Raw genomic sequence first — 24633 nt, forward strand, 5'->3', positions numbered from 1 at the left:
CTTAATTCTTTTTAAAAGGTAAACCTAGTTCAGCCAATAATGATTTTGCTTCCTTATCTGTTTTTGCAGTAGTTACAAAAGAAATATCCATACCTGAAATTTTGTTTACTTTATCAATATCAATTTCTGGGAAAATGATTTGCTCCAAAACTCCAAGGTTATAATTTCCTCTTCCATCAAAACCAGTAGCTTTAATACCACTGAAATCTCTTACACGTGGCAAAGCTGAAGTAATAAGTCTATCTAAAAACTCATACATTCTTTCTCCACGCAAAGTAACTTTTGCTCCAATAGGCATCCCTTTTCTCAATTTGAATGACGCAACGTCTTTCTTTGAAATAGTAGATACTGCTTTCTGTCCAGTGATCTTTGTTAACTCATCAACTGCATAGTCAATTAGTTTTTTATCAGATACAGCTGCACCAACTCCTTTACTTAAAACGATTTTTTCCAATTTTGGAACTTGCATTACGTTTACGTATCCGAATTCCTCTTTAAGAGCAGCAATTACTCTGCTCTTATATTCTTCTTTTAGTCTAGGTATATACGCCATTACTATAGTACTTGATTAGATTTTTTTGAAAATCTTACTTTCTTATCTCCTTCTACTCTAATACCTACTCTAGTTGTTTCCTTAGTTTTAGGATCAATTAAAGAAATATTAGATATTTGTATAGAAGCTTCTTTCTTTACGATACCACCTTGAGGGCTTTTTGCACTAGGTTTCGTATGTTTTGAAACCATGTTTACACCTTCAACAATCGCTTTGTTTTTCTCACGGTACACACGTAAAACTTTACCTTCAGCACCTTTATGGTCTCCAGCAATTACTCTTACAATGTCACCCGATTTTATTTTTAGCTTTATCATCTTAAAACGAATTAAAGCACTTCTGGTGCTAATGATACAATTTTCATGAATTGTTTTTCACGAAGTTCTCTTGCTACCGGACCAAAAACACGAGTTCCTCTCATTTCACCAGCAGCATTCAATAACACACATGCGTTGTCATCAAATCTAATGTATGAACCATCGGCTCTTCTCACTTCTTTTTTGGTACGTACAACAACTGCAGTTGAAACAGCTCCTTTTTTAACGCTTCCGTTAGGAGCAGTATCTTTGATAGAAACTACAATCTTGTCACCAACAGAGGCATACCTTCTTTTGGTACCTCCTAAAACACGGATAGTTAAAACTTCCTTTGCTCCAGTGTTATCTGCTACTTTTAGTCTTGATTCTTGTTGTACCATAATTATTTAGCTCTTTCTAGGATTTCAACTAACCTCCAACATTTTGTTTTACTTAAAGGACGCGTTTCGCTAATCCTTACAGTATCTCCAACGTTACAGTCGTTCTTTTCGTCGTGTGCGTGATACTTTTTAGTTTTCAACACGAACTTACCGTATAATGGGTGTTTTACTTTACGCACTTCAGCAACAACAATAGATTTATCCATTTTGTCCGAAGTAACAACACCAACTCTTTCTTTTCTTAAATTTCTTTTTTCTTCCATCTTTCAGCAGATTACAATTATTGCAACTCTCTTTTAGTAAGTTCCGTAGCTAATCTTGCAACTGTTCTTCTTACACTTCTAATTTGAAGTGGATTCTCAATTGGAGAAATAGCGTGAGCCATTTTTAGGTCGGCATATGCCTTCTTAGTCTGGCTAAGTTTTTCTTGCAACTCCGCTGCAGAAAGATCTTTTATTTCTGATTGTTTCATAATATATTATAAATTATGCTTCGAAATCTCTAGCAACGACGAATTTAGTTTTTACTGGAAGCTTTTGAGCCGCAAGACGTAACGCCTCTTTTGCAACTGACAAAGGTACTCCTCCAACTTCAAACATAATTCTTCCGGGTTTAACAACGGCAGCCCAATACTCAACTGCACCTTTACCTTTACCCATACGTACCTCAAGAGGTTTCTTAGTGATAGGTTTGTCTGGAAATATTTTGATCCATAATTGTCCTTCTCTTTTCATAAAACGAGTTGCAGCAATACGCGCAGCTTCGATTTGACGAGAGGTTAAGAACATTCCATCTTCATGTACAGATTTAATACCAAACATTCCATTAGAAAGTTCATGTCCTCTTTGAGAGTTCCCTTTCATTTTACCTTTTTGTACCTTACGGTATTTTGTTCTTTTAGGCTGTAACATTTTTCTTTAGTTTAAAAATTTACTTTCGTTTACGAGCGTCTGGTTTTCCACCTTTATTAAAAGGCTTTCTGTCTCCTCTAGGAGAATCACCACCTTTACCACCAGCACCAGATTGTTTTTTGTCCATTCCAGCAAGTGGAGAAAGATCTCTCTTTCCATAAACTTCACCTTTCATGATCCACACTTTGATTCCCATTCTACCATAAGTAGTATGAGCCTCTGCAAGTGCATAATCAATATCAGCTCTGAAAGTTGATAGAGGAATTCTACCTTCTTTGAAACCTTCCGAACGAGCCATCTCTGCACCATTCAAACGACCAGAAATCAAAACTTTGATACCTTCTGCGTTCATACGCATAGAAGCAGCAATAGCCATTTTGATTGCACGTCTGTAAGAAATTCTGCTTTCGATTTGACGACAGATGCTTGTAGCAACTAGATACGCGTCAAGTTCAGGTCTTTTAATTTCAAAGATGTTGATTTGAACCTCTTTGTCAGTAATTTTTTTAAGTTCCTCTTTCAACTTGTCTACCTCTTGTCCACCTTTCCCAATAATAATACCAGGTCTAGCAGTAGTGATAGTAACGGTTACAAGTTTCAAAGTTCTCTCGATGATTACTTTTGATACACTAGCTTTTGATAAACGAGCATGGATATACTTTCTGATTTTGTGATCTTCGGCAAGTTTATCACCGTAATCATTTCCACCATACCAGTTTGAGTCCCATCCTCTGATGATACCAAGTCTATTTCCAATTGGATTTGTCTTTTGTCCCATGCTGCTTAAGAATTGCTTTGTGTGTTATTGATAGCTCCAAGCACGATTGTTACGTGATTAGAACGTTTTCTAATTCTGTGTGCTCTTCCTTGTGGTGCTGGACGAAGTCTTTTCAACATCATTCCACCATCAACACGGATTTCCTTAACAAATAAACCAGCTTCTTCCATATTAGCTTCAGGGTTTTTAGCTTGCCAGTTGGCAATTACTGATAAAACCAATTTTTCTAATTTTCTTGAAGCTTCTTTAGAACTGAATCTTAAGATGTTAAGTGCTCTTTCTACCTTCTGACCTCTTACTAGATCTGCTACTAAGCGCATTTTTCTAGGTGAAGTAGGGCAGTTATTTAACTTTGCGAAGGCCAAAGACTTATTAGCCTCTTTTCTTGCATCTGCTGTTTCTCTTTTACGAACTCCCATTGCTTCTTATTTTTTACCTTTATTTTTTGCTCCAGCATGACCTCTAAAAGATCTAGTTGGTGAAAATTCTCCTAATTTGTGACCTACCATGTTTTCTGTTACGTAAACTGGTACAAATTGACGACCGTTATGAACTGCGATAGTTTGTCCAACAAAGTCTGGAGTAATCATAGAAGCTCTAGACCATGTCTTAACCACTCCTTTATTCCCACCTGCGATGTTTTCTTGAACTTTCTTGTCTAACTTATAATGAACGAAAGGTCCTTTTTTTAATGAACGTGCCATATCTTATTATTTCTTTCTACGTTCTACGATATACTTGTTACTCGGGTTTTTCTTAGAACGAGTTCTATAACCTTTAGCTGGTATTCCATTTCTTGAACGTGGATGTCCACCAGAAGAACGTCCTTCACCACCACCCATTGGGTGATCGACAGGGTTCATTGCAACAGGTCTTGTTCTAGGTCTTCTTCCTAACCATCTTGTTCTACCAGCTTTTCCTGATACAACTAATTGGTGATCTGAATTAGAAACCGCTCCAATTGTAGCCGAACAAGTCAACAAGATTAATCTTGTTTCCCCAGAAGGCATTTTAATTGTTGCATATTTTCCATCTCTTGCCATTAATTGAGCAAATGTTCCAGCTGAACGAGCGATTACAGCTCCTTGACCCGGTCTCAATTCGATACAAGAAATTACAGTTCCAAGTGGAACTCTACTTAAAGGTAAAGTATTACCAATTTCAGGTTGAGATTCTGGACCAGAAACTAATTTCTGACCAACTTTCAATCCGTTTTGAGCAATAACATACGTTTTCTCACCATCAGCATAAGCTAATAATGCGATAAAAGCAGTACGATTTGGATCATATTCAATTGATTTAACCGTCGCAGGAATTCCTTCTTTTGTACGTTTAAAATCAATGATACGATATCTCTGCTTGTGACCACCACCCGTATAACGCATGGTCATCTTTCCTTGACTATTTCTACCACCAGAGTTTTTTATCGGCGCTATCAAAGAGCGTTCCGGCTTATCAGTTGTAATGGCGTCATAACCATTCACAACTCTAAATCGCTGACCTGGGGTAATAGGTTTTAATTTTCTTACTGACATTTTATCTTAGATATTGTTGTAAAAATCAATTGTTTCTCCTTCTTGTACTTGAACAATTGCTTTTTTAATTGCATTCGTCTTTCCACTGATTAAACCACTTTTAGTGTATTTAGTAGTTCTATCCGGCCTTACGTTCATCGTGTTAACACTCAAAATAGTTACTCCATAAGCAGCTTCAACAGCTTTCTTAATTTGCACTTTGTTTGCTTTTTTATCAACAACGAATCCGAAGCGGTTTAAAACTTCACTTTCTTTGGTTACTTTTTCCGTTACTATAGGCTTAATTATGATGCTCATATCCTATTATTTACTTAAATTTTCTTCAATTATCTCCAAAGAACTCTCTAAAAGCACTAAATTATTAGCGTTTAATATAGCGTAAGTGCTTAATTCTAAGCTACTTACTACGCTAGATCCTTTTAAATTGCGTGACGACAAATATACATTTTTATTTACATCACCCAACACAAACAGAGATTTTTTATTTTCTAACTCTAAAGCTTTCAAAACATTAATGAAATTTTTAGTGTTTGGCGTTTCAAAATTAAAGTCTTCAAGAACGATAATGTTCGACTCTTTTGCTTTAATTGAGAAAGCAGATTTTCTTGCCAAACGTTTCAAGCTTTTATTCAATTTGAATGAATAACTTCTTGGTCTTGGTCCGAAAACTGTTCCACCACCTTTAAACAATGGATTCTTTGCACTACCCGCACGAGCAGTTCCAGTTCCTTTTTGTTTTTTAATCTTACGCGTACTTCCCGCAACTTCAGCTCTTTCTTTAGCTTTGTGCGTTCCCTGTCTTTGATTAGCAAGATATTGCTTAACATCAAGGTATACTGCGTGATTGTTTGGCTCTATACCAAATACTGAATCAGAAAGTTGAACTTTTCTTCCAGTATCTTTTCCGTTGAAATCTAATACTTTTGCTTCCATTACTTCTGAATGATTACATAAGAGTTGTTACATCCAGGAACACATCCTTTAATAACAAGTAGGTTCTTTTCAGCAACTACTTTTAAAACTCTAAGGTTTTGAACTTTTACATTGTCTCCTCCCATACGTCCAGCCATACGCATTCCTTTGAATACTCTAGATGGATAAGAAGAAGCCCCTACAGAACCCGGCGCTCTTAAACGGTTGTGTTGACCGTGAGTTGCTTGACCAACACCACCAAAACCGTGACGTTTTACAACCCCTTGAAAACCTTTACCTTTAGACACACCTTGTACATCTACAAATTCTCCTTCAGCAAAAATAGAAACATCAATAAGATCTCCTAATTTTTGTTCAGTTGCGAAATCTTGGAATTCAACGACTTTTTTCTTAGCTACAGTTCCCGCTTTTTTAAAGTGACCTAAAGCCGCTTTTGTGGAATGTTTCTCGTTTTTGTCATCGAAACCAAGTTGCAACGCTTCATACCCGTCAACACCTTTGGTTCTGACTTGGGTAACAACACATGGTCCAGCTTCGATTACTGTACAAGGAATATTCTTCCCGTTCTCGTCGAAAATGCTAGTCATGCCGATTTTTCTACCAATTAACCCAGACATAAATATTAATTATTAATTATTAAATATAAATATAGAACGCAGCTTTTAACCGAATCCTATTTTTTTTAAGTGGTGCAAAAGTATAACTTATTTACACACAAACCAAAAAAATATTTTTCGCTTAAAAACAGCGCCCTTTTCTTACTAGTAAGCTATTTAAACTTTGATCTCTACTTCAACACCGCTAGGCAATTCAAGTTTCATCAAGGCATCAATAGTTTTTGATGAAGATGAATAAATGTCAATTAATCTCTTGTATGACATTACTTCAAATTGCTCTCTCGCTTTTTTGTTAACGTGTGGAGAACGAAGAACGGTAAAAAGTTTTTTGTGAGTTGGCAACGGAATTGGTCCTGTTACTACTGCTCCAGTGCTTTTTACGGTTTTTACAATCTTTTCAGCAGACTTGTCTACCAACATGTGATCGTAAGATTTTAGTTTTATTCTGATTTTTTGACTCATTTTCTTAAAGATTATGCGTTTCCTTTTGCTTTTTTGATAACTGCTTCCGAAATATTGGAAGGTGTTTCTGCGTAGTGTGAAAATTCCATTGTAGATGTCGCTCTACCAGATGAAAGTGTTCTTAATGTTGTTACATATCCAAACATTTCTGATAATGGCACATCTGCTTTAATGGTTTTTGCACCAGCTCTGTCACCCATGTCATTAACTTGACCTCTACGACGGTTAATATCACCTACGATATCTCCCATGTTTTCTTCAGGTGTAATAACTTCCATTTTCATGATTGGCTCAAGAATTACAGCTCCAGCAGCTTTAGCTACTTCTCTGTACCCCATTCTAGCCGCTAACTCAAAAGAGAGCGCATCAGAATCGACAGGGTGAAAAGATCCATCTAACAAAGTTACTTTCAAACTATCTACTTGGTATCCTGCTAAAGGACCTGTTTTCATAGCTTCTCTGAAACCTTTTTCTACAGATGGGATATATTCTTTAGGAACGTTACCACCTTTTACAGCATTAACAAACTGCAATCCTACAGGAGCTTTACCATCAACTTCATCAGCAGGCTCTAGTCTAAATACGATATCACCGAATTTACCACGACCACCAGATTGTTTCTTGTAAGTTTCTCTGTGTTGAGCAGATTTTGTAAATGCTTCTTTGTATTCAACTTGAGGCTCACCTTGGTTTACTTCAACTTTGAATTCACGTCTCATTCTATCAACTAAGATATCTAAGTGAAGCTCACCCATACCTGAGATAATAGTCTGTCCCGAAGCCTCATCTGTTCTAACCGTAAACGTTGGATCTTCTTCAGCTAATTTAGCTAAAGCCATACCCATTTTATCAACGTCAGCCTTAGTTTTAGGCTCAATTGCAATACCAATTACCGGCGCAGGGAATTTCATTGACTCAAGAATGATTGGGTTTTTTTCATCACACAATGTATCTCCAGTTTTGATATCCTTAAATCCTACTGCCGCTCCAATATCACCTGCTTCGATATAATCGATTGGGTTTTGCTTGTTAGCATGCATTTGATAGATACGAGAGATTCTTTCTTTATTTCCTGAACGAGTGTTCAAAACATAAGAACCAGCATCTAAACGTCCAGAATAAGCACGGAAGAAAGCTAAACGACCTACGAATGGGTCAGTAGCAATTTTAAAAGCTAAAGCAGCAAACGGCTCTTTAACATCTGGCTTACGCAAAATTTTAGTTTGATCTTCTTCTAACAATTCAGCATCGTCAGGATGAATCCCTTCGATACCATCTTTATCCATTGGAGACGGCAAATATTTACATACTGCATCTAACATGAATTGAACTCCTTTGTTTTTGAAAGAAGAACCGGCAATCATAGGAATGATAGCCATATCCATAACCGCTGCTCTTAATGCAGTGTTGATTTCTTCCTCTGTAATAGAGTTTTCGTCTTCCATGAATTTTTCAAGCAAAGTCTCATCATAATCAGCTACTGCTTCAATAAGAATCGACCTATATTCTTTCACTTCTTCAAGCATATCTTCTGGAATAGGCACAATATCATACGTTGCTCCTAAACCTTCTTCATGCCATACTATAGCTTGATTTTTAACTAAATCCACAACACCTCTGAAATCATTTTCTTCACCGATAGGCAAAGTGATTGCAACTGCATTAGATTTCAACATGTCTCTTACTTGTTGACATACCATCAAAAAGTTAGAACCTTGTCTGTCCATTTTATTAACGAACCCAATACGTGGCACTCTATATTGATCTGCTAATCTCCAGTTAGTTTCTGATTGTGGCTCAACACCATCAACAGCACTAAATAAGAAAACCAAACCATCAAGCACACGCAAAGAACGGTTTACTTCAACTGTAAAGTCAACGTGTCCCGGTGTATCAATAATATTAAAGTGATAAGGCAGGGTTTCTGGTAAAGTTTTACCTTGCTCTGTTGGAAAATTCCATTCACAAGTTGTAGCAGCAGAAGTAATGGTAATACCTCTTTCTTGCTCTTGTGCCATCCAGTCCATTGTTGCAGCACCATCGTGTACTTCACCAATTTTGTGTGATTTTCCAGTATAGAATAATATACGCTCTGTTGTTGTTGTTTTACCAGCATCAATGTGAGCAGCAATTCCTATATTTCTTGTATATTTAAGATCTCTAGCCATTTCTTAAGAATTAAAATCTAAAGTGAGAGAATGCTTTGTTAGCTTCTGCCATTTTGTGAGTATCCATTCTTTTCTTAACAGCAGCTCCTTCTTCTTTAGCCGCAGCTAAACATTCTGAAGCCAACCTTTGAGCCATTGATTTTTCATTTCTTCTTCTAGAATAAAGTATCAACCACTTCATTGCCATAGAAATTTTTCTATCTGGACGAATTTGCATTGGAATTTGAAATGTAGCTCCACCAACTCTACGACTACGTACTTCAACGTGAGGCATAACATTGGTTAACGCATCTTTCCAAATTTCTAATGATGGTTTCTCTGCATCTTGTTTTTTAGACTCAATGATGTCAATTGCATCATAAAATACTTTAAACGCTGTCGATTTTTTTCCATCCCACATTAAGTTGTTCACAAAACGTGTTACCAGTTGGTCATTAAACCTTGGATCTGGTAAAAGTGGTCTTTTCTTTGCCGCTCTTTTTCTCATGTCTTTTTTTTAATAAAATGTCATACCCATACAGTTGTGACGAGTCACATCTCTACAAGAAATAACTTTTTAAATTACTTTTTTGCTTCTTTTGGGCGTTTTGCTCCGTACTTAGATCTTCTTTGCGTTCTTCCTGCTACTCCTGACGTATCAAGCGCACCACGAACGATGTGATATCTAACTCCTGGTAAATCTTTTACCCTTCCACCCCTAACTAATACTATCGAGTGCTCTTGTAAATTGTGTCCTTCACCAGGGATGTAAGCATTCACTTCATTACCATTTGTCAAACGTACACGCGCTACTTTACGCATTGCAGAGTTTGGTTTTTTTGGTGTTGTAGTGTAAACACGCGTACAAACCCCTCTTCTTTGAGGACAAGAATCTAAAGCAACCGATTTACTCTTCTTAGTTATCTGAGTTCTTCCTGTTCTTACTAATTGTTGAATTGTTGGCATAATTAATACTAAAAATTTCTTATTATATTAAATTCCCGCTTTTTACGGGGTTGCAAATGTAGAAAATATTTTTTACTCTACAAACGTTAATCTATTAATTTTCAATAAGATTATTTTATCATTTGATTTTTATCCCAAACAATAGATATTTGCATTACTTTTATTAAAAACACATACTCATTTGAAATCCACTTTTATTTTACTGTTCTTTCTAAATTTTTGCCTTAATTGTTCTGCGCAAAATTTTCGATTATTGATAACTGGAAGCAATTCATTAGAAACAAAAACTATAGATTCTCTAAAATACAACACTGAGCACAAAAACACGAAATTAATTAACGAAGAGATAAACAAAGTTTCTGAAAAATTATCCGAAATAGGCTATATAGACAACATCACACTCGAATTCACAAAAAAAAAAGACTCTAGTTATGTAGCGATTTTTACATTAGGAAAAAAAATAAAATCAATACATATATATATAGGTACAAATAATCTATTTAACAACCTGACAGACCTAAGAGAAAAAAAAGACACTTTAATACTGCCGTACACAGAAATCAACTCTTATCTAAAACAAACCGTTCAAAAATTAGAACAAAACGGATTTGCATTAGTAAAGCTAAAACTAGTAAATATCAAAAGAGTCGATACTGAAATTTATGCTGATTTAAAACTGGAATCAGACGAAAAAAGAACACTAAACTCCATCCGAATAAATTACGCAGAAAACAACCGATCAAATAAATTTCCTAGTGGACATTTAGCGCAAATCAACAGAAAATACAAAAACAGCATTTTTAATCAAAAAATGGTAGATCAAATTCACAACGATTTTGAAAAATTTGGATTTATTAGCCAAGTAAAATATCCCGAAATTTTACTCACAAAAGACTCAACGAAAGTTTACGTATATCTTGAGAAAAGAAAATCAAATACTTTTGACGGATTCATTGGATTTTCCAATAATGAAAATAAAAAAACAACCCTAAATGGCTACTTAGATGTGAAGCTAGAAAATATTTTGGGCTCTGGAGAACAATTATCCGTTTACTGGAAAAGCGACGGAAACGATCAAAAAACATTTAATACCAGTATTGAACTTCCTTATTTGCTTAAAACTCCAATAGGATTAAAAGCTCAAATTCAATTATTCAGACAAGACAGTACTTTTCAAAACACAAAAACAGCAATTGACTTAAGTTACTTTACAAATTACAACACACGATTCTATTTAGGATTTCAAACTACAGAATCTAGCGACATCCAAAATTCAATCGATAATTCGATAAGCGATTATAACAATTCCTTTTTGACGTCCAGTTTTAATTACACAAAATCAGATTTAACTAATTTTACTTTTCCAATAAAATCAATTCTTTCAATAACTGCCGGAACCGGAAAAAGAGAAACAAGCAATCAGCCAGAAAACACGATAAAAAGCAATCAGTTTTTTTTAAATATTCAAGCCGTACATAACTTTAACCTGAATAAAAATAATATAATCAATATAAATAGCCATAACTATTATTTACAAAGCAACCGCTATATCGCAAATGAACTTTTTCGTTTTGGAGGATTCAACAGCCTAAGAGGCTTTGCTGAAAATAGCCTGCAAGCCTATTTTATGACCTCAATACTTACAGAATATCGGCACATACTCTCTCCTAAACTCTACGTTCACTCTATCCTAGATTACTGTATCTACAAGAACAAACTAAGTATTGAACAAGTAGACAACACCGAAAAACTTCTAGGAATTGGATTCGGATTTGGACTGCAAACAAAAAACGGCCTATTAAAACTTGCTATTGCAAACGGCAGTATCCAAGACCAACAAATTGAAATTTATAACACTATCATACACATCTGTTATAATGTTAAATTTTAATTACAACAAAAAATAGAGTTTCATTAATTAGGAAAGTTAACAAATTATTAAGAAGTTTGCTAGACTAATTCAAAATATTAAAAAATGAAACTAAAGTTCAATGGATTCTTAGTACTATTAGTAGTACTTGTGGCGCAACTAACTTTTGCGCAAGAAAGAGCTGTTTCAGGAACTGTTTCCGATAATGCAGGACTACCTTTACCAGGTGTGAGTGTATTAGTAAAAGGAACTCAATCCGGAACACAAACTGATTTTGACGGAAAATATTCTATCAAAGCAACACCAAGCCAGGTCTTGATTTTTAGCTACATTGGGATGAAAACTCAACAAGTAGCTGCAAGTTCTGCAACAGTTAATGTGAAATTAGTGAGTGACGCATTAGAACTTGAAGGAGTTGTAGTAACGGCTTTAGGGATTAAAAGAGAGAAAAAATCTCTAGGTTACTCAACCCAAGAGGTTAAAGGTGAGGCTGTATCTAAGGTAAAAAGCTCAAACTTTGTAAACTCACTATCTGGTAAAGTAGCAGGTTTGGAGATTAAAACATCAGGAAATTTAGGGGGTTCTACCCAGGTAATTATTAGAGGTAATAATTCAATAGCTGGTAACAACCAGGCTTTATTTGTTGTTGATGGTGTTCCAATAGATAACAGCAACTCAAACACATCAAGTCAAAAAACTGGTGGAGGTGGTTTTGACTACGGTAATGCTGCATCTGATATCAATCCAGACGACATTGAATCTATTAACGTTCTAAAGGGAGCTGCTGCAACTGCACTTTATGGCTCTCGTGCTTCTAATGGTGTCGTAATGATTACTACTAAAAAAGGGAAGAGTCAAAAAGGCATTGGCGTAACAATTAATTCAAGTGTAACTTTAGGAACTGCGGATAAAGAAACTTTGCCTAGATATCAAAATAAATATGGAGCAGGTTATGGTCCTTTCTATGGCCCCAATGAAGACTCATATTTTAATGAAGCTGATATAAACGGAGATGGTATTGCTGATTTAACAACTCCTTTTACCGAAGATGCATCATATGGTGCTGCATTTGATCCAAGTTTACTGATTTACCAATGGAATTCCATTTATCCTCAATTACCTGGTTATGGAAAAGCTACTCCTTGGGTAGCTGGTAAAAACAATCCTAATTCAGTTTGGGGTACTGCAAGTACTACTGTAAACTCTGTTTCATTAGATGGAGGTACTGATACAAGTGCCTTTAGATTAGGTTTTACTAACTTAACACAAGAAGGTAATTTACCGAACGGTAGCCTTAAAAGAAATACAATAGCTTTTTCAGGATCTCAAAATTTAACCGATAAATTAAAGGCATCTACAAGTTTCAATTTTGTAAAAACTGATGGAAAAGGTAGAAATGGTACAGGTTATTCCTCTAATAACGTAATGCAACAATTTAGACAATGGAATCAAATGAATGTTGATTTCAATGAGCAGAAAGAAGCTTATTTACTTACTAAAGAAAATATCACTTGGAATCCTAACTCCTCTACTAATTTAAAACCAATTTACTCAGATAATCCATACTGGACATTCTATGAAAATTATGAAACTGATACAAGATCAAGATACTTTGGTAATGTTGCCTTAGAGGATAAGTTAACTGATTGGTTAACTATAATGGGTAGATTTTCATTTGATTCTTATAGCGAATTACAAGAGGAAAGAATAAATGTTGGAAGCTCAGATGTATCTAAGTATTCAAGATATAATAACAATGTTGCCGAATACAATTATGATTTAATGTTGAATTTCAATAAAAATTTAACTGAAAAATTAAATTTAGAAGGAAATATTGGTTGGAGCTTAAGAAACAATATCCAAAACAGCATTTTTGCATCCACTAATGGAGGTTTAAACAAAGCACGTTTATATTCACTTTCAAATAGTGTAAGCCCTATTCTTGCTCCTGTTGAATATGATGCAAGCAGTATGGTTGATGGCGAATACATAAGAGCCAGTTTAGGTTATGATGGCTATGCTTACTTAGAGGGTACATTTAGAACTGACCGTTCATCTAATTTACCAAAAGCTGATAACAGATATAATTATTTTTCAGTTTCTGGAAGTTTAGTGTTCTCTAAATTCATTGATGCAAACTGGTTATCATTTGGTAAATTAAGAGCTAATTATGCAGAGGTTGGTAGTGATACAAATCCTTATAGGGTTTTTAATACATTTGATATTGGAACTCCATTTAACGGAACAGGTATTGCTTCAAATCCTGGGGCTCAAAACAACTTGAACCTTTTACCTGAGAGACAAAAAAGTTATGAATTTGGTCTAGAAATGGCATTTTTAGACAGACGTCTTGGCTTTGATGTATCTTACTATAACGACCAAAACATCAATCAAATTACAAGTATTCCATTATCAACAGCAACAGGATATAATTCAGCTGTATTAAATGCTGGAACTATTGAAAATAAAGGATTGGAAGTACAGTTTAATGCTACACCATTTAAAACGAGTTCTTTCAAATGGGATTTAAACCTAAACTGGTCTCAAAACAAAAGCTTAGTTGTTTCTTTACTTAACGGTATTGAAAACTTACAATTAGCAGCATTACAAGGTGGTGTATCTATTAATGCAACACCTGGGCAACCATACGGAACCATCAGAGGAAGTGATTTTATTTATGCCGCAAATGGTCAACCAATTGTTAATCAAACAGGAAGCGCATCTAGAATTGGTACATATCAAAGAACAACTGCAAGTAATGTTGTAATTGGAGATATCAACCCAGATTGGAAAGCAGGTCTTAACAACAGTTTCACTTATAAAAATGTGAATTTAAGCTTCTTAATTGACATGCAAAAAGGTGGAGATGTTTTCTCTCTTGATACTTGGTATGGTTATGCAACTGGTATGTATGACTTTTCAGCTGCTAACAATGATTTAGGAAACCCTGTAAGAAATCCAATTGTTGGAACTCCTGGAAACTACGGAGCTAACAGTGGTGGTTTCATTTTGGATGGTGTTGCTCCTGACGGAACACAAAATGCAGTTAGAGCTAATGGTAGTGTATATACTACTGCTTGGGGTTATGCTAGAGCTCCAAATAAACTACATGTTTATGACGCTGGTTATGTTAAGTTGCGTGAAGCAAGTTTAACTTACAGTTTTGACGCTAAAATGTTAAAACAATTACCTTTCACTAGTGCATCATTTTCAGTAATTGGAAGAAATCTATGGATTATCGATAAAAGTACTCCTTATGCGGATCCAGAAGCTGGTCTAAGTTCTGGAAATGTTCAAGGATACCAATCTGGCGCTTATCCATCTATAAGAGAAATCGGAGCAAGTCTTAAACTACAGTTTTAAAAAATTAAATTATGAAAAAAATAATATTAACAACTTTAACTATTATTACTTTAATATCTTGTCAATCTGATGACAGATATGAAGATAAAAATAGAGATCCAAAAAACCCTACACAGGTTAGCTCAGAGTTTTTATTCAACTCAGCAACCAAGAGTTTATTTGATCAAATGACGAGTACCAATGTAAACACCAATATCTATAGGATGTTAGGTCAGCACTGGACAGAAACAACTTACGTAGACGAAGCCAATTACGATTTCAATACACGTAATATTACACAAAGTCATTGGTCTGAAATCTACAGAGATGTTTTGTCAGATCTTGCTACTGCAAAAATAAATAACGATGCAGATCTTACATTATCAGCGGATACCAGAAAGACAAAAAATGCTCAAATTGAGATATTGACTGTTTATGCTTGGACACAAATGGTTGAAACATTTGGAGATATTCCTTATTCTCAAGCGTTAAATGCAGGTAAGTATGTATTACCTGTATATGATGATGCATCAACCATTTATAGTGATTTACTTACACGTTTAACTGTTGCAATTCCAAATTTAACTGATAGCGGTTTTGGCGTAGCAGATAATATTTATGGTGGAAATACCGCTAATTGGAAAAAATTCGGTAATTCATTACTGTTAAGAATGGGAGTACGAGTTGCAGATGTCCCTGCATTAGCTGCTAAATCAAAATCAGCAATTCAAGCAGCTGTTAGTGGTGGTGTATTTACATCAAACGCAGATAATGCAAGTTTAGCTTATTCTAATGCAACACCTAACACCAATCCTGTTTGGGTTGATTTAGTACAATCTGGAAGATCAGATTTTGTTATTGCTAATACATTAGTAGATAAAATGAATGCTCTTAATGACCCTAGAAGACCTTTCTATTTTGATGAAAATTTAGGAACTGGTGTATATGAAGGTGGAACTTATGGTCGTGTTAGTAGTTTTCCATCATTTTCTCATGTAAGTGCTAGAATAATAGACCCAACTAATCCAGCTTCTTTAATGGATTATTCAGAGGTATGCTTTTACTTAGCTGATGCAGCAGAACGTTCTATTTCGGGAACACCTGCTACTGCTGCTGGATTTTATAATGCAGGTATTACTGCATCATTTGACTACTGGGGAGCTCCAAATGTAGCTGCTTATTTACTTACTCCTAATGTAAATTATGCAACAGCTCCAGGAACATGGAAAGTAAAAATCGGAAATCAGCTTTGGTTAGCTATGTATAACAGAGGTTATGAAGCATGGACTGCTTGGAGAACTTATGATTTCCCAGGCTTTAACCTGCCAGATGTATCTGAAGATCCAGTTCCAACGAGATATACCTATCCTATTAGTGAACAAAACTTAAATAAAGTCAACTATGCAGCAGCATCTGCAGCAATTGGTGGCGATACACAAACAACAAAAGTATTTTGGGATAAATTCTAATTATCATCAAAATAATATTTTAAAACCATCAGCTAAAGCTGGTGGTTTTTTTTTATATCTTTGCACCATGGAAAAAGAACATCAAATATTCGGGATTAGAGCAATAATTGAAGCAATACAAGCAGGCGCAACGGTAGACAAAGTCTATATTCAAAAGGAAGCGAGCAGCGAACTGATGAAAGATTTGATGAAAGTGATGAAACGTGGTAATATTAATTTTTCTTATGTTCCAGTTGAAAAACTAAACAGATTGACGCCTAATAACCATCAAGGTGCCGTAGCTACCATCTCTCCTATTTCCTTTTTTGACTTAGAGTCTTTGATAGAATCTGTAATTGAAAATGGGAAAAAACCCCTGTTTTTGATTTTGGATCAAATATCTGATGCTCGTAATTTTGGTGCTATAATCAGAACTGCTGAATGTACTGGTGTAAATGGTATAATCGTTCAAAAAGCGGGCTCAGCTCCTGTTAATGGGGATACTGTAAAAACATCAGCCGGAGCAGTATTTAACATTCCGATTTGTAAAGTAGAACACATTAAAGATGCTATATTTCTTTTGCAAGCTAGTGGCATAAAAACTGTTGCAGCAACTGAGAAAACAGATCAAAATATTTATGACATTTCTTTAAACGAACCCGTTGCAATAATTATGGGATCTGAAGATAGAGGCGTAAACCCGTCAGTACTTAAAATTGTTGACGAGAAAGCTAAACTTCCGATGTTTGGAACTATTGGTTCATTGAATGTATCAGTGGCTTGTGGAGCCTTTTTATATGAAGCGGTAAGACAGCGATCTTAGATTGTTGGACTTCTTAGATTTTTAGAATACTATACACATAACTCTTTACTAAAAATGAATCAAGACTTAGGTTTTGATTCATTTTTTTCATTTGTGACAATCTCATAACCTACTGGAAAATTAGACGTGTAATAGGATGGAAATTCCTGCTGTTCTACATTTTCTTCAATTTTTGGGATATTTACAAAATTTCCATTGGCATCAAATCGCTGCATAAATTTATCTTCTAAAGGATCAAAATCTGGGTGTTCCCAATCATATTTGATAATTTTTTTATATTCCGGAGTTTTATAAACTAACGAAAGAAAGAATCCCGTAAGTAATCCCCCCAAATGACCTTCCCATGAAATAGATTTATTTCCTGTTATCTCAGGGCTAGGAAAAACATACCAAACCAAGCCTCCATACACAACTATCACCGCAAGAGAAAGGGCTACTAATCGATTGTATCTAGTTTGTATCCCTTTAAAAAAAACAAAACTAAAGAGAACATAAATTAATCCGCTTGCCCCTATGTGATAATTATCTCTGCCAATAACCCAAGTAATAAATCCCGATATCAAAATTCCGTATCCAATAACTTTTATCGATTGATCTGCATAAAAAAATTGTAGCGCTGCCAATAAAATTAGTAAGGGAACCGAATTATTATAAAGATGTTCCATATCAGCATGAATAAATGGGCTTAGAAAAATACCTTGTAAACCTGAAAAAGTTCTTGGATAAATACCATTTTGCACAAAGTCAAAATCAAATCGGATTTCGAGCCAAAAAACAAACCACAGGATTACCACAAAAAAAAGAGGCAGTCCAATAACTGAATTGGTAAATTTAAAATGCTTTTCCATGAATAGCGTGAAGTTTTATGTTCTAGTCTTAATTCAAAAACTTCTCCAAAAGCAATTTAATGCTATTTTGTCATATTTGAACTTAAAATGTATTTTTAATACAATTACCTAGCCCAGATGGAAACGGCATCCTTTAGCATCTCGTTTTTTCAACGAGATACCAAAGATATAGTGTACAGCTGGAAATAGCTCCAAATAAAAATAGTAATTTTACCAGAGTTATATATATGATTTAGGATTAACGAATTCAGACCCGAGCGCCAACGAACTGGCGAAGCATTTCAGATTTAAAAAATAAATGGAAGCACCACTTGCAGAACGCATACGACCACAAAAATTAGAAGACTATATCAGTCAATCCCATCTTGTAGGACCAAATGGTTCATTGACGCAACAAATTGCAAAAGGAATTATTCCTTCATTAATTTTTTGGGGACCACCTGGAACTGGAAAAACCACATTAGCTCAAATTATTGCGCAAGAATCGAAACGACCATTTTATATCTTGAGTGCAATCAATTCAGGTGTCAAAGATATTCGTGATGTGATTGAAAAAGCGAAACAAAGTGGCGGTTTGTTTACTGCTAAAAACCCTATTTTATTCATCGATGAAATTCACCGTTTTAGCAAATCACAACAAGACTCTCTTTTAGGAGCGGTAGAAAAAGGCTGGATTACTCTTATTGGTGCCACTACCGAAAATCCGAGTTTTGAAGTTATTCCTGCATTACTATCCCGTTGTCAAGTCTATATTTTGAATGCTTTTACAAAAAAAGATTTAGAGTCCCTGCTGGAACGCGCTATGAAAACGGACAATTATTTGTCTACAAAAAATATTATTTTAAGCGAAACAGAAGCGCTACTGCGACTTTCTAGCGGAGATGGACGCAAACTATTAAATATTTTTGAACTTGTAGTAAATGCATCTAATGAAGACGAAATTATAATCACGAATGATCGTGTTTTCGCCTTGGTACAACAAAATACCGTTTTGTATGACAAAACCGGCGAACAACATTATGACATTGTTTCTGCTTTTATAAAATCAATTCGGGGAAGTGATCCTAATGGCGCTGTTTATTGGCTTGCCCGAATGATTGAAGGCGGTGAAGATGTAAAATTTATTGCCCGAAGAATGCTAATTTTAAGTAGTGAAGATATAGGAAATGCTAATCCAACTGCTTTTATTATGGCTAATAATACTTTTCAGGCTGTTGCAACAATTGGATATCCTGAAAGCAGAATTATTTTGAGCCAATGCGCCGTTTACCTAGCGACTTCCCCTAAAAGTAACGCTTCTTATTTAGCCATTGGAACGGCTCAACAACTTGTAAAACAAACCGGAGATTTACCGGTTCCTATTCACTTACGCAATGCACCAACAAAATTAATGAAAGAATTAGGCTATGGTGAAGACTACAAATATTCGCACGATTATACCAATAATTTTGCTGAACAGGAATTTTTACCGGAAGCATTAAGCAAGACTCCAATATATATTCCAGGAAATAACTCCCGAGAAAATAGTATTAGGGAATTTCTTAAAAACCGTTGGAAAGATAAATACGGGTATTAAATTCCATAAAAAAGGTCTTAACTTCTTAAGACCTTTTTTATGGAATTATTTTCTATCACAGATTTCTGAAGTCTAAAATTTAACTGCTACTTTTTCAGAAATTAATTTATCGTTTTGGTAATATTCAAAATACCACTGATTGTCTTTTAGAATTAATGACCCTTGAACCGTGTCTTTAATTGCGATAAAGGAATTCGGCTGAGAGGTTTTAAATAACTTCATAATAACCTTTGGTGTGCTATCTATCAATTGAAAACCAGTAGCTGTAGGCTGTGCATACAATAAATTAGAATCTGTAAGTAAAGCAATACCCACAACAGGCTCACTCACGGCAGTCTTTACTACAGTAACCGATGCCGTCGCAGGCTTAACAACTTCTGGTTGTATCGCCGATTGAACTTTCGCAGTCGAAATCCCACTGTATTTATATTGCAAGTCATAAACAGATTGAAAAGCTTCGTTCAACGCTTCAGTATAAGCAACCTGATATTCTTTTTCTTTACTTCTACCAACAGCGGATTGAAATATAATTTTGTCATTACAGTCCTTCATGGTTATGTAGAGTTTTGTAGTCAAAAAACCGCTTTCTTTGACCACGTCTACATACAACAAATCACAACGATTACTATACTCACCAGGAATAGTCTCTTTACTGTAGAAAGCAACAAAACCTACTTTGTTTAAATTAAATTTAGTTAAAGTACTCAAACGATATTGATTCTCTCCATTAAGAAAATCATATTTTAAAGGAACAATTACAGCTTTGTAATCATTCACAGATTGAGAGTAGGAATAACTAACGGCCAATAGTAACAATAATAAAAATTGTTTTTTCATCTTTATAAATATTTTTTAAGTTCTAATAAATGATTAATTTGTTTAATATGTTGTTCAACCTGCATTTTACTTTCATTAAAAAAAATAGCATCTAATCCGGAGTCAAGAGCACCCTGAACATCCGCATCTAAGCTATCTCCTATCATGATGCTATTCTCTTTTTTGGCTTTGGCCAAATCTAAAGCATAATCAAAAATAATGGGATTTGGCTTTTTCACTCCAGCCATTTCTGAATTTGTGATGGTTTGAAAATAACTCCCGATGTTAGAATTATTTATTTTTTTGTATTGAACCTCGGCAAATCCATTGGTAATTATATGAAGATTATATTTTTGATTCAAATAGTCTAACACTTCAATTGTTCCATCAAAAAGATGATTGTTTTCGGGTAAGAAACGAATATAATCATTTGCTATAGTATTAATTTCTTCATCAGAAATCGAATAATCAAGAGCATCAAAAGAATACTTTAATCGATTGTAACGCAATTCTGCATGGGTGATTTTATCATATTGATATAGCTTCCAACATTCTTGGTTTATCGGCACATATTTTTCAATAAATACTTTAGTCTCAATTGCGGGATGACTTTTATTAAAAATAGTCTCAAATGTCAACTCTGAATTCTTATCAAAATCCCAAAGTGTATGATCTAAATCAAAGAAAACATCAGTTATTATAGTATGTTTCATTTTATGTTTTAAAATATTCCTTCATCAACAAAACTAAAATAGTTCTTTTCAGTAACAATCAAATGATCTAATACTTTTATTTCTAAACTATCGCCTGCCAATTTTAATTTTCTTGTAATCTGTTTGTCTGCATCACTTGGAATTAAAGTTCCCGAAGGATGATTGTGACACAAGATTAAACCTGTCGCGCCCATCTCAAGTGCCGTTTTAAAAACGATGCGAACATCGACCAAAGTTCCCGTGATTCCACCTTTACTCAACTGAGATTTCGAAATCACTTTATTCGAATTATTCAAATAAATGATCCAAAATTCCTCGTGTGGCAACTCCCCAATAATAGGCTGCATGATTTCGAAAATTATTTTACTGGAAGTAACTTTCATTAATTCCACCGCATCTTCAGCCCTTCTTCGTCTTCCTAATTCTAAAGCAGCAATAATGGAAATGGCTTTCGCCTCCCCTATTCCTTTGAAATTAATTAATTGTGAAATGGACAATTTCCCTAACGCATTCAAATTATTCTCTACGCTTGCTAAAATCCTTTTACTCAAATCAACCGCCGATTCGTTTCTGCTTCCTGAACCAATCAAAATGGCAATCAATTCAGCGTCACTCAAAACGCTTTTGCCTTTCAGCATTAGTTTTTCACGTGGCTTATCGTCTTCGGACCAATTCGTTATAGGAAAAAAGGAATTTTCAGCCATTCATTTTGATGTTTAAATTTGTTTCCGCATGCAAATACTATTTTCAAAACCCACATAAGGTTCATAATTATCAACTATACTATATCCTGTTTTTTGATATAAAGCAATGGCTTCCTTTTGTTTGTGTAATGTTTCCAAAACAGAAAATGAATATCCTAAATCATGTGCCCAAAGCTCTAATTCACGTAAAATCTTTTGAGCTAAGCCCATTCCTCGAGCTTCAGGAGAAACAAACATACGCTTAATTTCAATTACATTTTTATCGTATTTTTTAAAACAACCACAAGCCACTGCTTTGTCTTCCAAATAAATAACAACAACATTCGGATTTAATTCCAAAATATTATTACCCCAATAATTTGTTTTTAATTCCGGATAACGCTCCCATAAACTTTTATCTAATGCTGTGATTAGAGTAATGAAGTCCGGATTTTCACTCGTAGTTTTATAAATTTTTATAGAATCATTCATATCACTTCTTACTTTACCAATTCCTTTACTTCATCAAAATTTAATCCACCATAATTTCCGGAACTCATCAACAACAAAGCAGAATTTTCAAGATTCAAGTTGAACAAATAGTTTCTAAAATCTTTTGGATTGGTATAAATAATTAAATCTTCACGATTAAAAGATTTAGCAATTTGTTCGTACGTAACCTCTTCCAACTGTTTGATTTTTACAGCATCGGGCGAATAGAAAACTACCGCTTTATCGGCATATTCTAATGCTCCCTCATATTCTTTCAGGAATTCAGCATTCAAACTGCTATAGGTATGCAATTCTAAACAAGCCACCAAAGTTCTGTTTGGATATTGCTCTTTCACCGCTTTTGTAGTTGCGGCAACTTTACTTGGTGAATGCGCAAAATCTTTATAGGCTACTTTTGTTTTGCTTTCAGCAATTTTTTCCAATCGTTTTGATGCGCCTTTAAAACTGGCAATAGCTTCATAAAAATCAGCTTCATCAACACCCATATTCTGGCAAATCCATTTGGCTCCAGCCAAATTATTAAGATTATGCGCTCCAAAAACCTCAATTGGCATGTCACCTTCAGGAGTTTCTAGAAGTGTCACACCATTATTAACAGAATATTTTGGCGTATGATACGCTAGTTTTCGGATTGGGTTCGTAGCGGCTTCAGATACTCTTTTTACTTCAGCATCATCTTCATTGTAAACTAAAATCCCTCCATTGGTAATTTTATCAATAAAAATTTCAAACTGCTCTACGTAATTCTCATACGTTGGAAAAACATTAATATGATCCCACGCAATCCCTGAAATTAGGGCAATGTTTGGTTGATACAAATGAAATTTGGGTCTTCGGTCAATTGGCGAAGACAAATATTCATCCCCTTCCAAAACGATAAAATCATTCTCTTCCGTAAGATGCACCATCGTATCGAAACCCTCCAGTTGCGCACCCACCATATAATCTACCGCTATATCGTGGTAATGCATCACATGTAAAATCATAGAAGTTATCGTCGTTTTGCCATGAGAACCGCCAATGACAACACGTGTTTTGTTTTTGGATTGTTCGTAAAGAAATTCAGGATAAGAGTATATTTTCAACCCTAATTCTTGTGCTTTTAATAATTCAGGATTATCAGCTTTTGCATGCATCCCAAGAATTACCGCTTCAATAGCTGACGTTATTTTTTCAGGAAACCAACCTAATGCTGGAGGTAAAATCCCTTTTTTGTCTAATCTTGATTTTGATGGTTCAAAAATAGCATCGTCACTTCCTGTAACTTGATATCCTTTGTTGTGTAGTGCTAAAGCCAGATTGTGCATGGCGCTTCCTCCGATAGCTATAAAATGTGTACGCATTCTAATTATTTTGGTTAAGGTTGTTGTATTCAAGATCAATTAAATCTCCCCTGAACTTTATTATTATATGATTCTAAGACTGTTTTTGCTTTTTCAGGCTCTCTCATTTTGTTCTTGTACAAGCTAGCTAACTTTTGATAACTTGTTTTTGAACCTCCTGCAATTATCGCTTTTTTATACTGTTGTTCTGCTACTTTATATCTTTTAAAATATTCCTCAATATGACCTCTTGACAAATAGCCGTCAACCGGAGACAATCGCAATAATTCATTTGAATATCTTATTGCTTTAGACTCACTTCCGCCTACAATTCCTGGCAACTGAATGTATAATTCTATCAAAGCCCAACGGGATTCAATGTGTTTTGGATTAAGGCTTATGGCTTTTTCAAAAGAACCTTTGACTTCATCAATCATTCCAAGCGCCTTAAATTTATTAGATTCTTTGGCTTTCATCCCTAAAACTCCACCATATTTATAATGATAATTGGCTTCTGATGGTTTTAAAACTTTCAGCTTATTGTAATAAACAATAGCTTTATCCCATGATTTATAATAACCCGCAATATCTCCTAAATATTCTATTGTTTTCAAATCCGAAGGATTTGCTTTCAATACAGATTCAAAGATCAACTCGGCCTGATCTATTTTATCAGCCTTATATAATTTTTCTGCTCTGTCAAAATCAGATTGAGCCCACATCATAACCGGTAGGAATAAAAATAAATAAAGAATCTGTTTCATTGTCCAAAAATAAGGAAATTTTGAAGTATTAAACAGATTTTTTTATTCATAAAAAAAGTGAACAAACAAAATAATACTGAGAGAAATAATAATAAACAAGAAACAGTATCATAACATAGAGTGCTTAATTTCGTCAAAACAAATTATGAAAAGAAAGATAAAAATTCCTTTAGTCGTATTTAGCGATGTACACTTAGGAACATTCGGTTGTCAAGCTAAAGAATTACTGCTATATTTAAATCAATTCAACCAAAAATGCTGGTTTTAAATGGGGATATTATCGATATGTGGAGTTTTAGCAAAAGCTATTTTCCAG

The 24633-nt window shown here is 34.7% G+C and carries 29 protein-coding genes; 5 read left to right on the top strand and 24 right to left on the bottom strand.

Features of this window, described 5'->3' with window-relative positions:
• Nucleotide 1: 1 nt before the first annotated feature.
• From rplE to rpsL, 17 genes are all read right to left on the bottom strand, one after another.
• Nucleotides 2–553, bottom strand: a complete 552-nt coding sequence (gene rplE, locus E0I61_RS08510) for a 50S ribosomal protein L5 (protein WP_131917005.1) — start codon at nt 551–553, stop codon at nt 2–4.
• 2 nt (nt 554–555) lie between these two features.
• Complete coding sequence (gene rplX / locus E0I61_RS08515) at nt 556–870, bottom strand: 50S ribosomal protein L24 (protein ID WP_035668111.1); 315 nt, start codon at nt 868–870, stop codon at nt 556–558.
• Nucleotides 871–881: 11 nt separating this feature from the next.
• Nucleotides 882–1250, bottom strand: coding sequence for a 50S ribosomal protein L14 (rplN, locus tag E0I61_RS08520; RefSeq protein ID WP_026717863.1), 369 nt, complete (start codon nt 1248–1250; stop codon nt 882–884).
• A 2-nt stretch (nt 1251–1252) separates the two neighbouring features.
• Nucleotides 1253–1513, bottom strand: coding sequence for a 30S ribosomal protein S17 (gene rpsQ / locus E0I61_RS08525; RefSeq protein ID WP_091203665.1), 261 nt, complete (start codon nt 1511–1513; stop codon nt 1253–1255).
• A 17-nt stretch (nt 1514–1530) separates the two neighbouring features.
• On the bottom strand, nt 1531–1722 hold the full coding sequence (rpmC, locus tag E0I61_RS08530; RefSeq protein WP_035668115.1) for a 50S ribosomal protein L29: 192 nt from the start codon (nt 1720–1722) through the stop codon (nt 1531–1533).
• Between the two features lie 13 nt (nt 1723–1735).
• Complete coding sequence (gene rplP / locus E0I61_RS08535) at nt 1736–2161, bottom strand: 50S ribosomal protein L16 (protein ID WP_007803637.1); 426 nt, start codon at nt 2159–2161, stop codon at nt 1736–1738.
• Between the two features lie 19 nt (nt 2162–2180).
• Nucleotides 2181–2939 carry a 30S ribosomal protein S3 gene (rpsC, locus tag E0I61_RS08540; RefSeq protein ID WP_035668118.1) on the bottom strand — a complete coding sequence of 253 codons (759 nt, stop codon included), beginning with the start codon at nt 2937–2939 and terminating at the stop codon, nt 2181–2183.
• Between the two features lie 5 nt (nt 2940–2944).
• Nucleotides 2945–3358: a 50S ribosomal protein L22 gene (rplV, locus tag E0I61_RS08545; protein WP_035668120.1), complete on the bottom strand. Its 414-nt coding sequence runs from the start codon at nt 3356–3358 to the stop codon at nt 2945–2947.
• Nucleotides 3359–3364: 6 nt separating this feature from the next.
• Complete coding sequence (rpsS, locus tag E0I61_RS08550) at nt 3365–3643, bottom strand: 30S ribosomal protein S19 (RefSeq protein ID WP_007136562.1); 279 nt, start codon at nt 3641–3643, stop codon at nt 3365–3367.
• 6 nt (nt 3644–3649) lie between these two features.
• Nucleotides 3650–4474 carry a 50S ribosomal protein L2 gene (rplB, locus tag E0I61_RS08555; RefSeq protein ID WP_035668122.1) on the bottom strand — a complete coding sequence of 275 codons (825 nt, stop codon included), beginning with the start codon at nt 4472–4474 and terminating at the stop codon, nt 3650–3652.
• Nucleotides 4475–4480: 6 nt separating this feature from the next.
• Complete coding sequence (gene rplW / locus E0I61_RS08560) at nt 4481–4771, bottom strand: 50S ribosomal protein L23 (RefSeq protein WP_035668124.1); 291 nt, start codon at nt 4769–4771, stop codon at nt 4481–4483.
• A gap of 6 nt (nt 4772–4777) precedes the next feature.
• Nucleotides 4778–5407: a 50S ribosomal protein L4 gene (gene rplD / locus E0I61_RS08565; protein WP_091173690.1), complete on the bottom strand. Its 630-nt coding sequence runs from the start codon at nt 5405–5407 to the stop codon at nt 4778–4780.
• Nucleotides 5407–6024, bottom strand: a complete 618-nt coding sequence (gene rplC / locus E0I61_RS08570) for a 50S ribosomal protein L3 (protein ID WP_066081043.1) — start codon at nt 6022–6024, stop codon at nt 5407–5409. Before rplC ends, rplD begins: the two co-directional genes overlap by 1 nt.
• Nucleotides 6025–6180: 156 nt before the next feature.
• A complete protein-coding gene (rpsJ, locus tag E0I61_RS08575; RefSeq protein ID WP_011963470.1) occupies nt 6181–6486 on the bottom strand; it encodes a 30S ribosomal protein S10 in 306 nt (101 codons plus the stop codon).
• A gap of 11 nt (nt 6487–6497) precedes the next feature.
• Nucleotides 6498–8654: an elongation factor G gene (gene fusA, locus E0I61_RS08580; protein ID WP_131995810.1), complete on the bottom strand. Its 2157-nt coding sequence runs from the start codon at nt 8652–8654 to the stop codon at nt 6498–6500.
• 10 nt (nt 8655–8664) lie between these two features.
• Entirely contained in the window at nt 8665–9141 is a 477-nt protein-coding gene (gene rpsG / locus E0I61_RS08585; protein WP_035668130.1) for a 30S ribosomal protein S7, read from the bottom strand.
• Nucleotides 9142–9215: 74 nt separating this feature from the next.
• The gene (gene rpsL, locus E0I61_RS08590; RefSeq protein ID WP_007136570.1) at nt 9216–9599 is read right to left on the bottom strand and encodes a 30S ribosomal protein S12; all 384 of its coding nucleotides are present in this window, start codon (nt 9597–9599) and stop codon (nt 9216–9218) included.
• A gap of 253 nt (nt 9600–9852) precedes the next feature.
• On the opposite strand from rpsL, the gene E0I61_RS08595 reads away from it, so the two are divergent.
• From E0I61_RS08595 to rlmB, 4 genes are all read left to right on the top strand, one after another.
• On the top strand, nt 9853–11490 hold the full coding sequence (locus E0I61_RS08595; protein WP_235832088.1) for a BamA/TamA family outer membrane protein: 1638 nt from the start codon (nt 9853–9855) through the stop codon (nt 11488–11490).
• An 84-nt stretch (nt 11491–11574) separates the two neighbouring features.
• A complete protein-coding gene (locus tag E0I61_RS08600; RefSeq protein WP_132070699.1) occupies nt 11575–14832 on the top strand; it encodes a SusC/RagA family TonB-linked outer membrane protein in 3258 nt (1085 codons plus the stop codon).
• An 11-nt stretch (nt 14833–14843) separates the two neighbouring features.
• Nucleotides 14844–16280 (top strand): SusD/RagB family nutrient-binding outer membrane lipoprotein, encoded by a 1437-nt coding sequence (locus tag E0I61_RS08605; RefSeq protein ID WP_132070701.1) that lies wholly within the window; start codon nt 14844–14846, stop codon nt 16278–16280.
• Between the two features lie 67 nt (nt 16281–16347).
• Nucleotides 16348–17082 (top strand): 23S rRNA (guanosine(2251)-2'-O)-methyltransferase RlmB, encoded by a 735-nt coding sequence (gene rlmB, locus E0I61_RS08610; RefSeq protein ID WP_035668140.1) that lies wholly within the window; start codon nt 16348–16350, stop codon nt 17080–17082.
• Between the two features lie 59 nt (nt 17083–17141).
• Here the strand turns inward: rlmB and E0I61_RS08615 are convergent, their stop codons facing one another.
• Nucleotides 17142–17930 (bottom strand): rhomboid family intramembrane serine protease, encoded by a 789-nt coding sequence (locus E0I61_RS08615; RefSeq protein ID WP_131995828.1) that lies wholly within the window; start codon nt 17928–17930, stop codon nt 17142–17144.
• Nucleotides 17931–18228: 298 nt separating this feature from the next.
• Between E0I61_RS08615 and E0I61_RS08620 the strand changes: the two genes are divergently transcribed.
• The gene (locus tag E0I61_RS08620) at nt 18229–19506 is read left to right on the top strand and encodes a replication-associated recombination protein A (RefSeq protein ID WP_132070703.1); all 1278 of its coding nucleotides are present in this window, start codon (nt 18229–18231) and stop codon (nt 19504–19506) included.
• Between the two features lie 72 nt (nt 19507–19578).
• Here E0I61_RS08620 and E0I61_RS08625 read toward each other — a convergent pair whose 3' ends face one another.
• Genes E0I61_RS08625 through E0I61_RS08650 form a run of 6 tightly spaced genes read right to left on the bottom strand, consistent with a single transcriptional unit; the run spans nt 19579 to nt 24317 of the window.
• The gene (locus E0I61_RS08625) at nt 19579–20343 is read right to left on the bottom strand and encodes a hypothetical protein (protein WP_132070704.1); all 765 of its coding nucleotides are present in this window, start codon (nt 20341–20343) and stop codon (nt 19579–19581) included.
• Nucleotides 20344–20345: 2 nt separating this feature from the next.
• Entirely contained in the window at nt 20346–21035 is a 690-nt protein-coding gene (locus tag E0I61_RS08630; RefSeq protein WP_132070706.1) for a YjjG family noncanonical pyrimidine nucleotidase, read from the bottom strand.
• 8 nt (nt 21036–21043) lie between these two features.
• On the bottom strand, nt 21044–21739 hold the full coding sequence (gene radC, locus E0I61_RS08635; RefSeq protein WP_132070708.1) for a RadC family protein: 696 nt from the start codon (nt 21737–21739) through the stop codon (nt 21044–21046).
• 12 nt (nt 21740–21751) lie between these two features.
• The gene (locus E0I61_RS08640; RefSeq protein ID WP_131995843.1) at nt 21752–22210 is read right to left on the bottom strand and encodes a GNAT family N-acetyltransferase; all 459 of its coding nucleotides are present in this window, start codon (nt 22208–22210) and stop codon (nt 21752–21754) included.
• An 8-nt stretch (nt 22211–22218) separates the two neighbouring features.
• The gene (locus E0I61_RS08645) at nt 22219–23574 is read right to left on the bottom strand and encodes a UDP-N-acetylmuramate--L-alanine ligase (RefSeq protein ID WP_131995846.1); all 1356 of its coding nucleotides are present in this window, start codon (nt 23572–23574) and stop codon (nt 22219–22221) included.
• A gap of 35 nt (nt 23575–23609) precedes the next feature.
• Entirely contained in the window at nt 23610–24317 is a 708-nt protein-coding gene (locus E0I61_RS08650) for a tetratricopeptide repeat protein (RefSeq protein ID WP_131995849.1), read from the bottom strand.
• Nucleotides 24318–24633 lie beyond the last annotated feature (316 nt).

It is taken from the genome of Flavobacterium ranwuense (genome assembly GCF_004349315.1).
Classification (GTDB): domain Bacteria; phylum Bacteroidota; class Bacteroidia; order Flavobacteriales; family Flavobacteriaceae; genus Flavobacterium; species Flavobacterium ranwuense.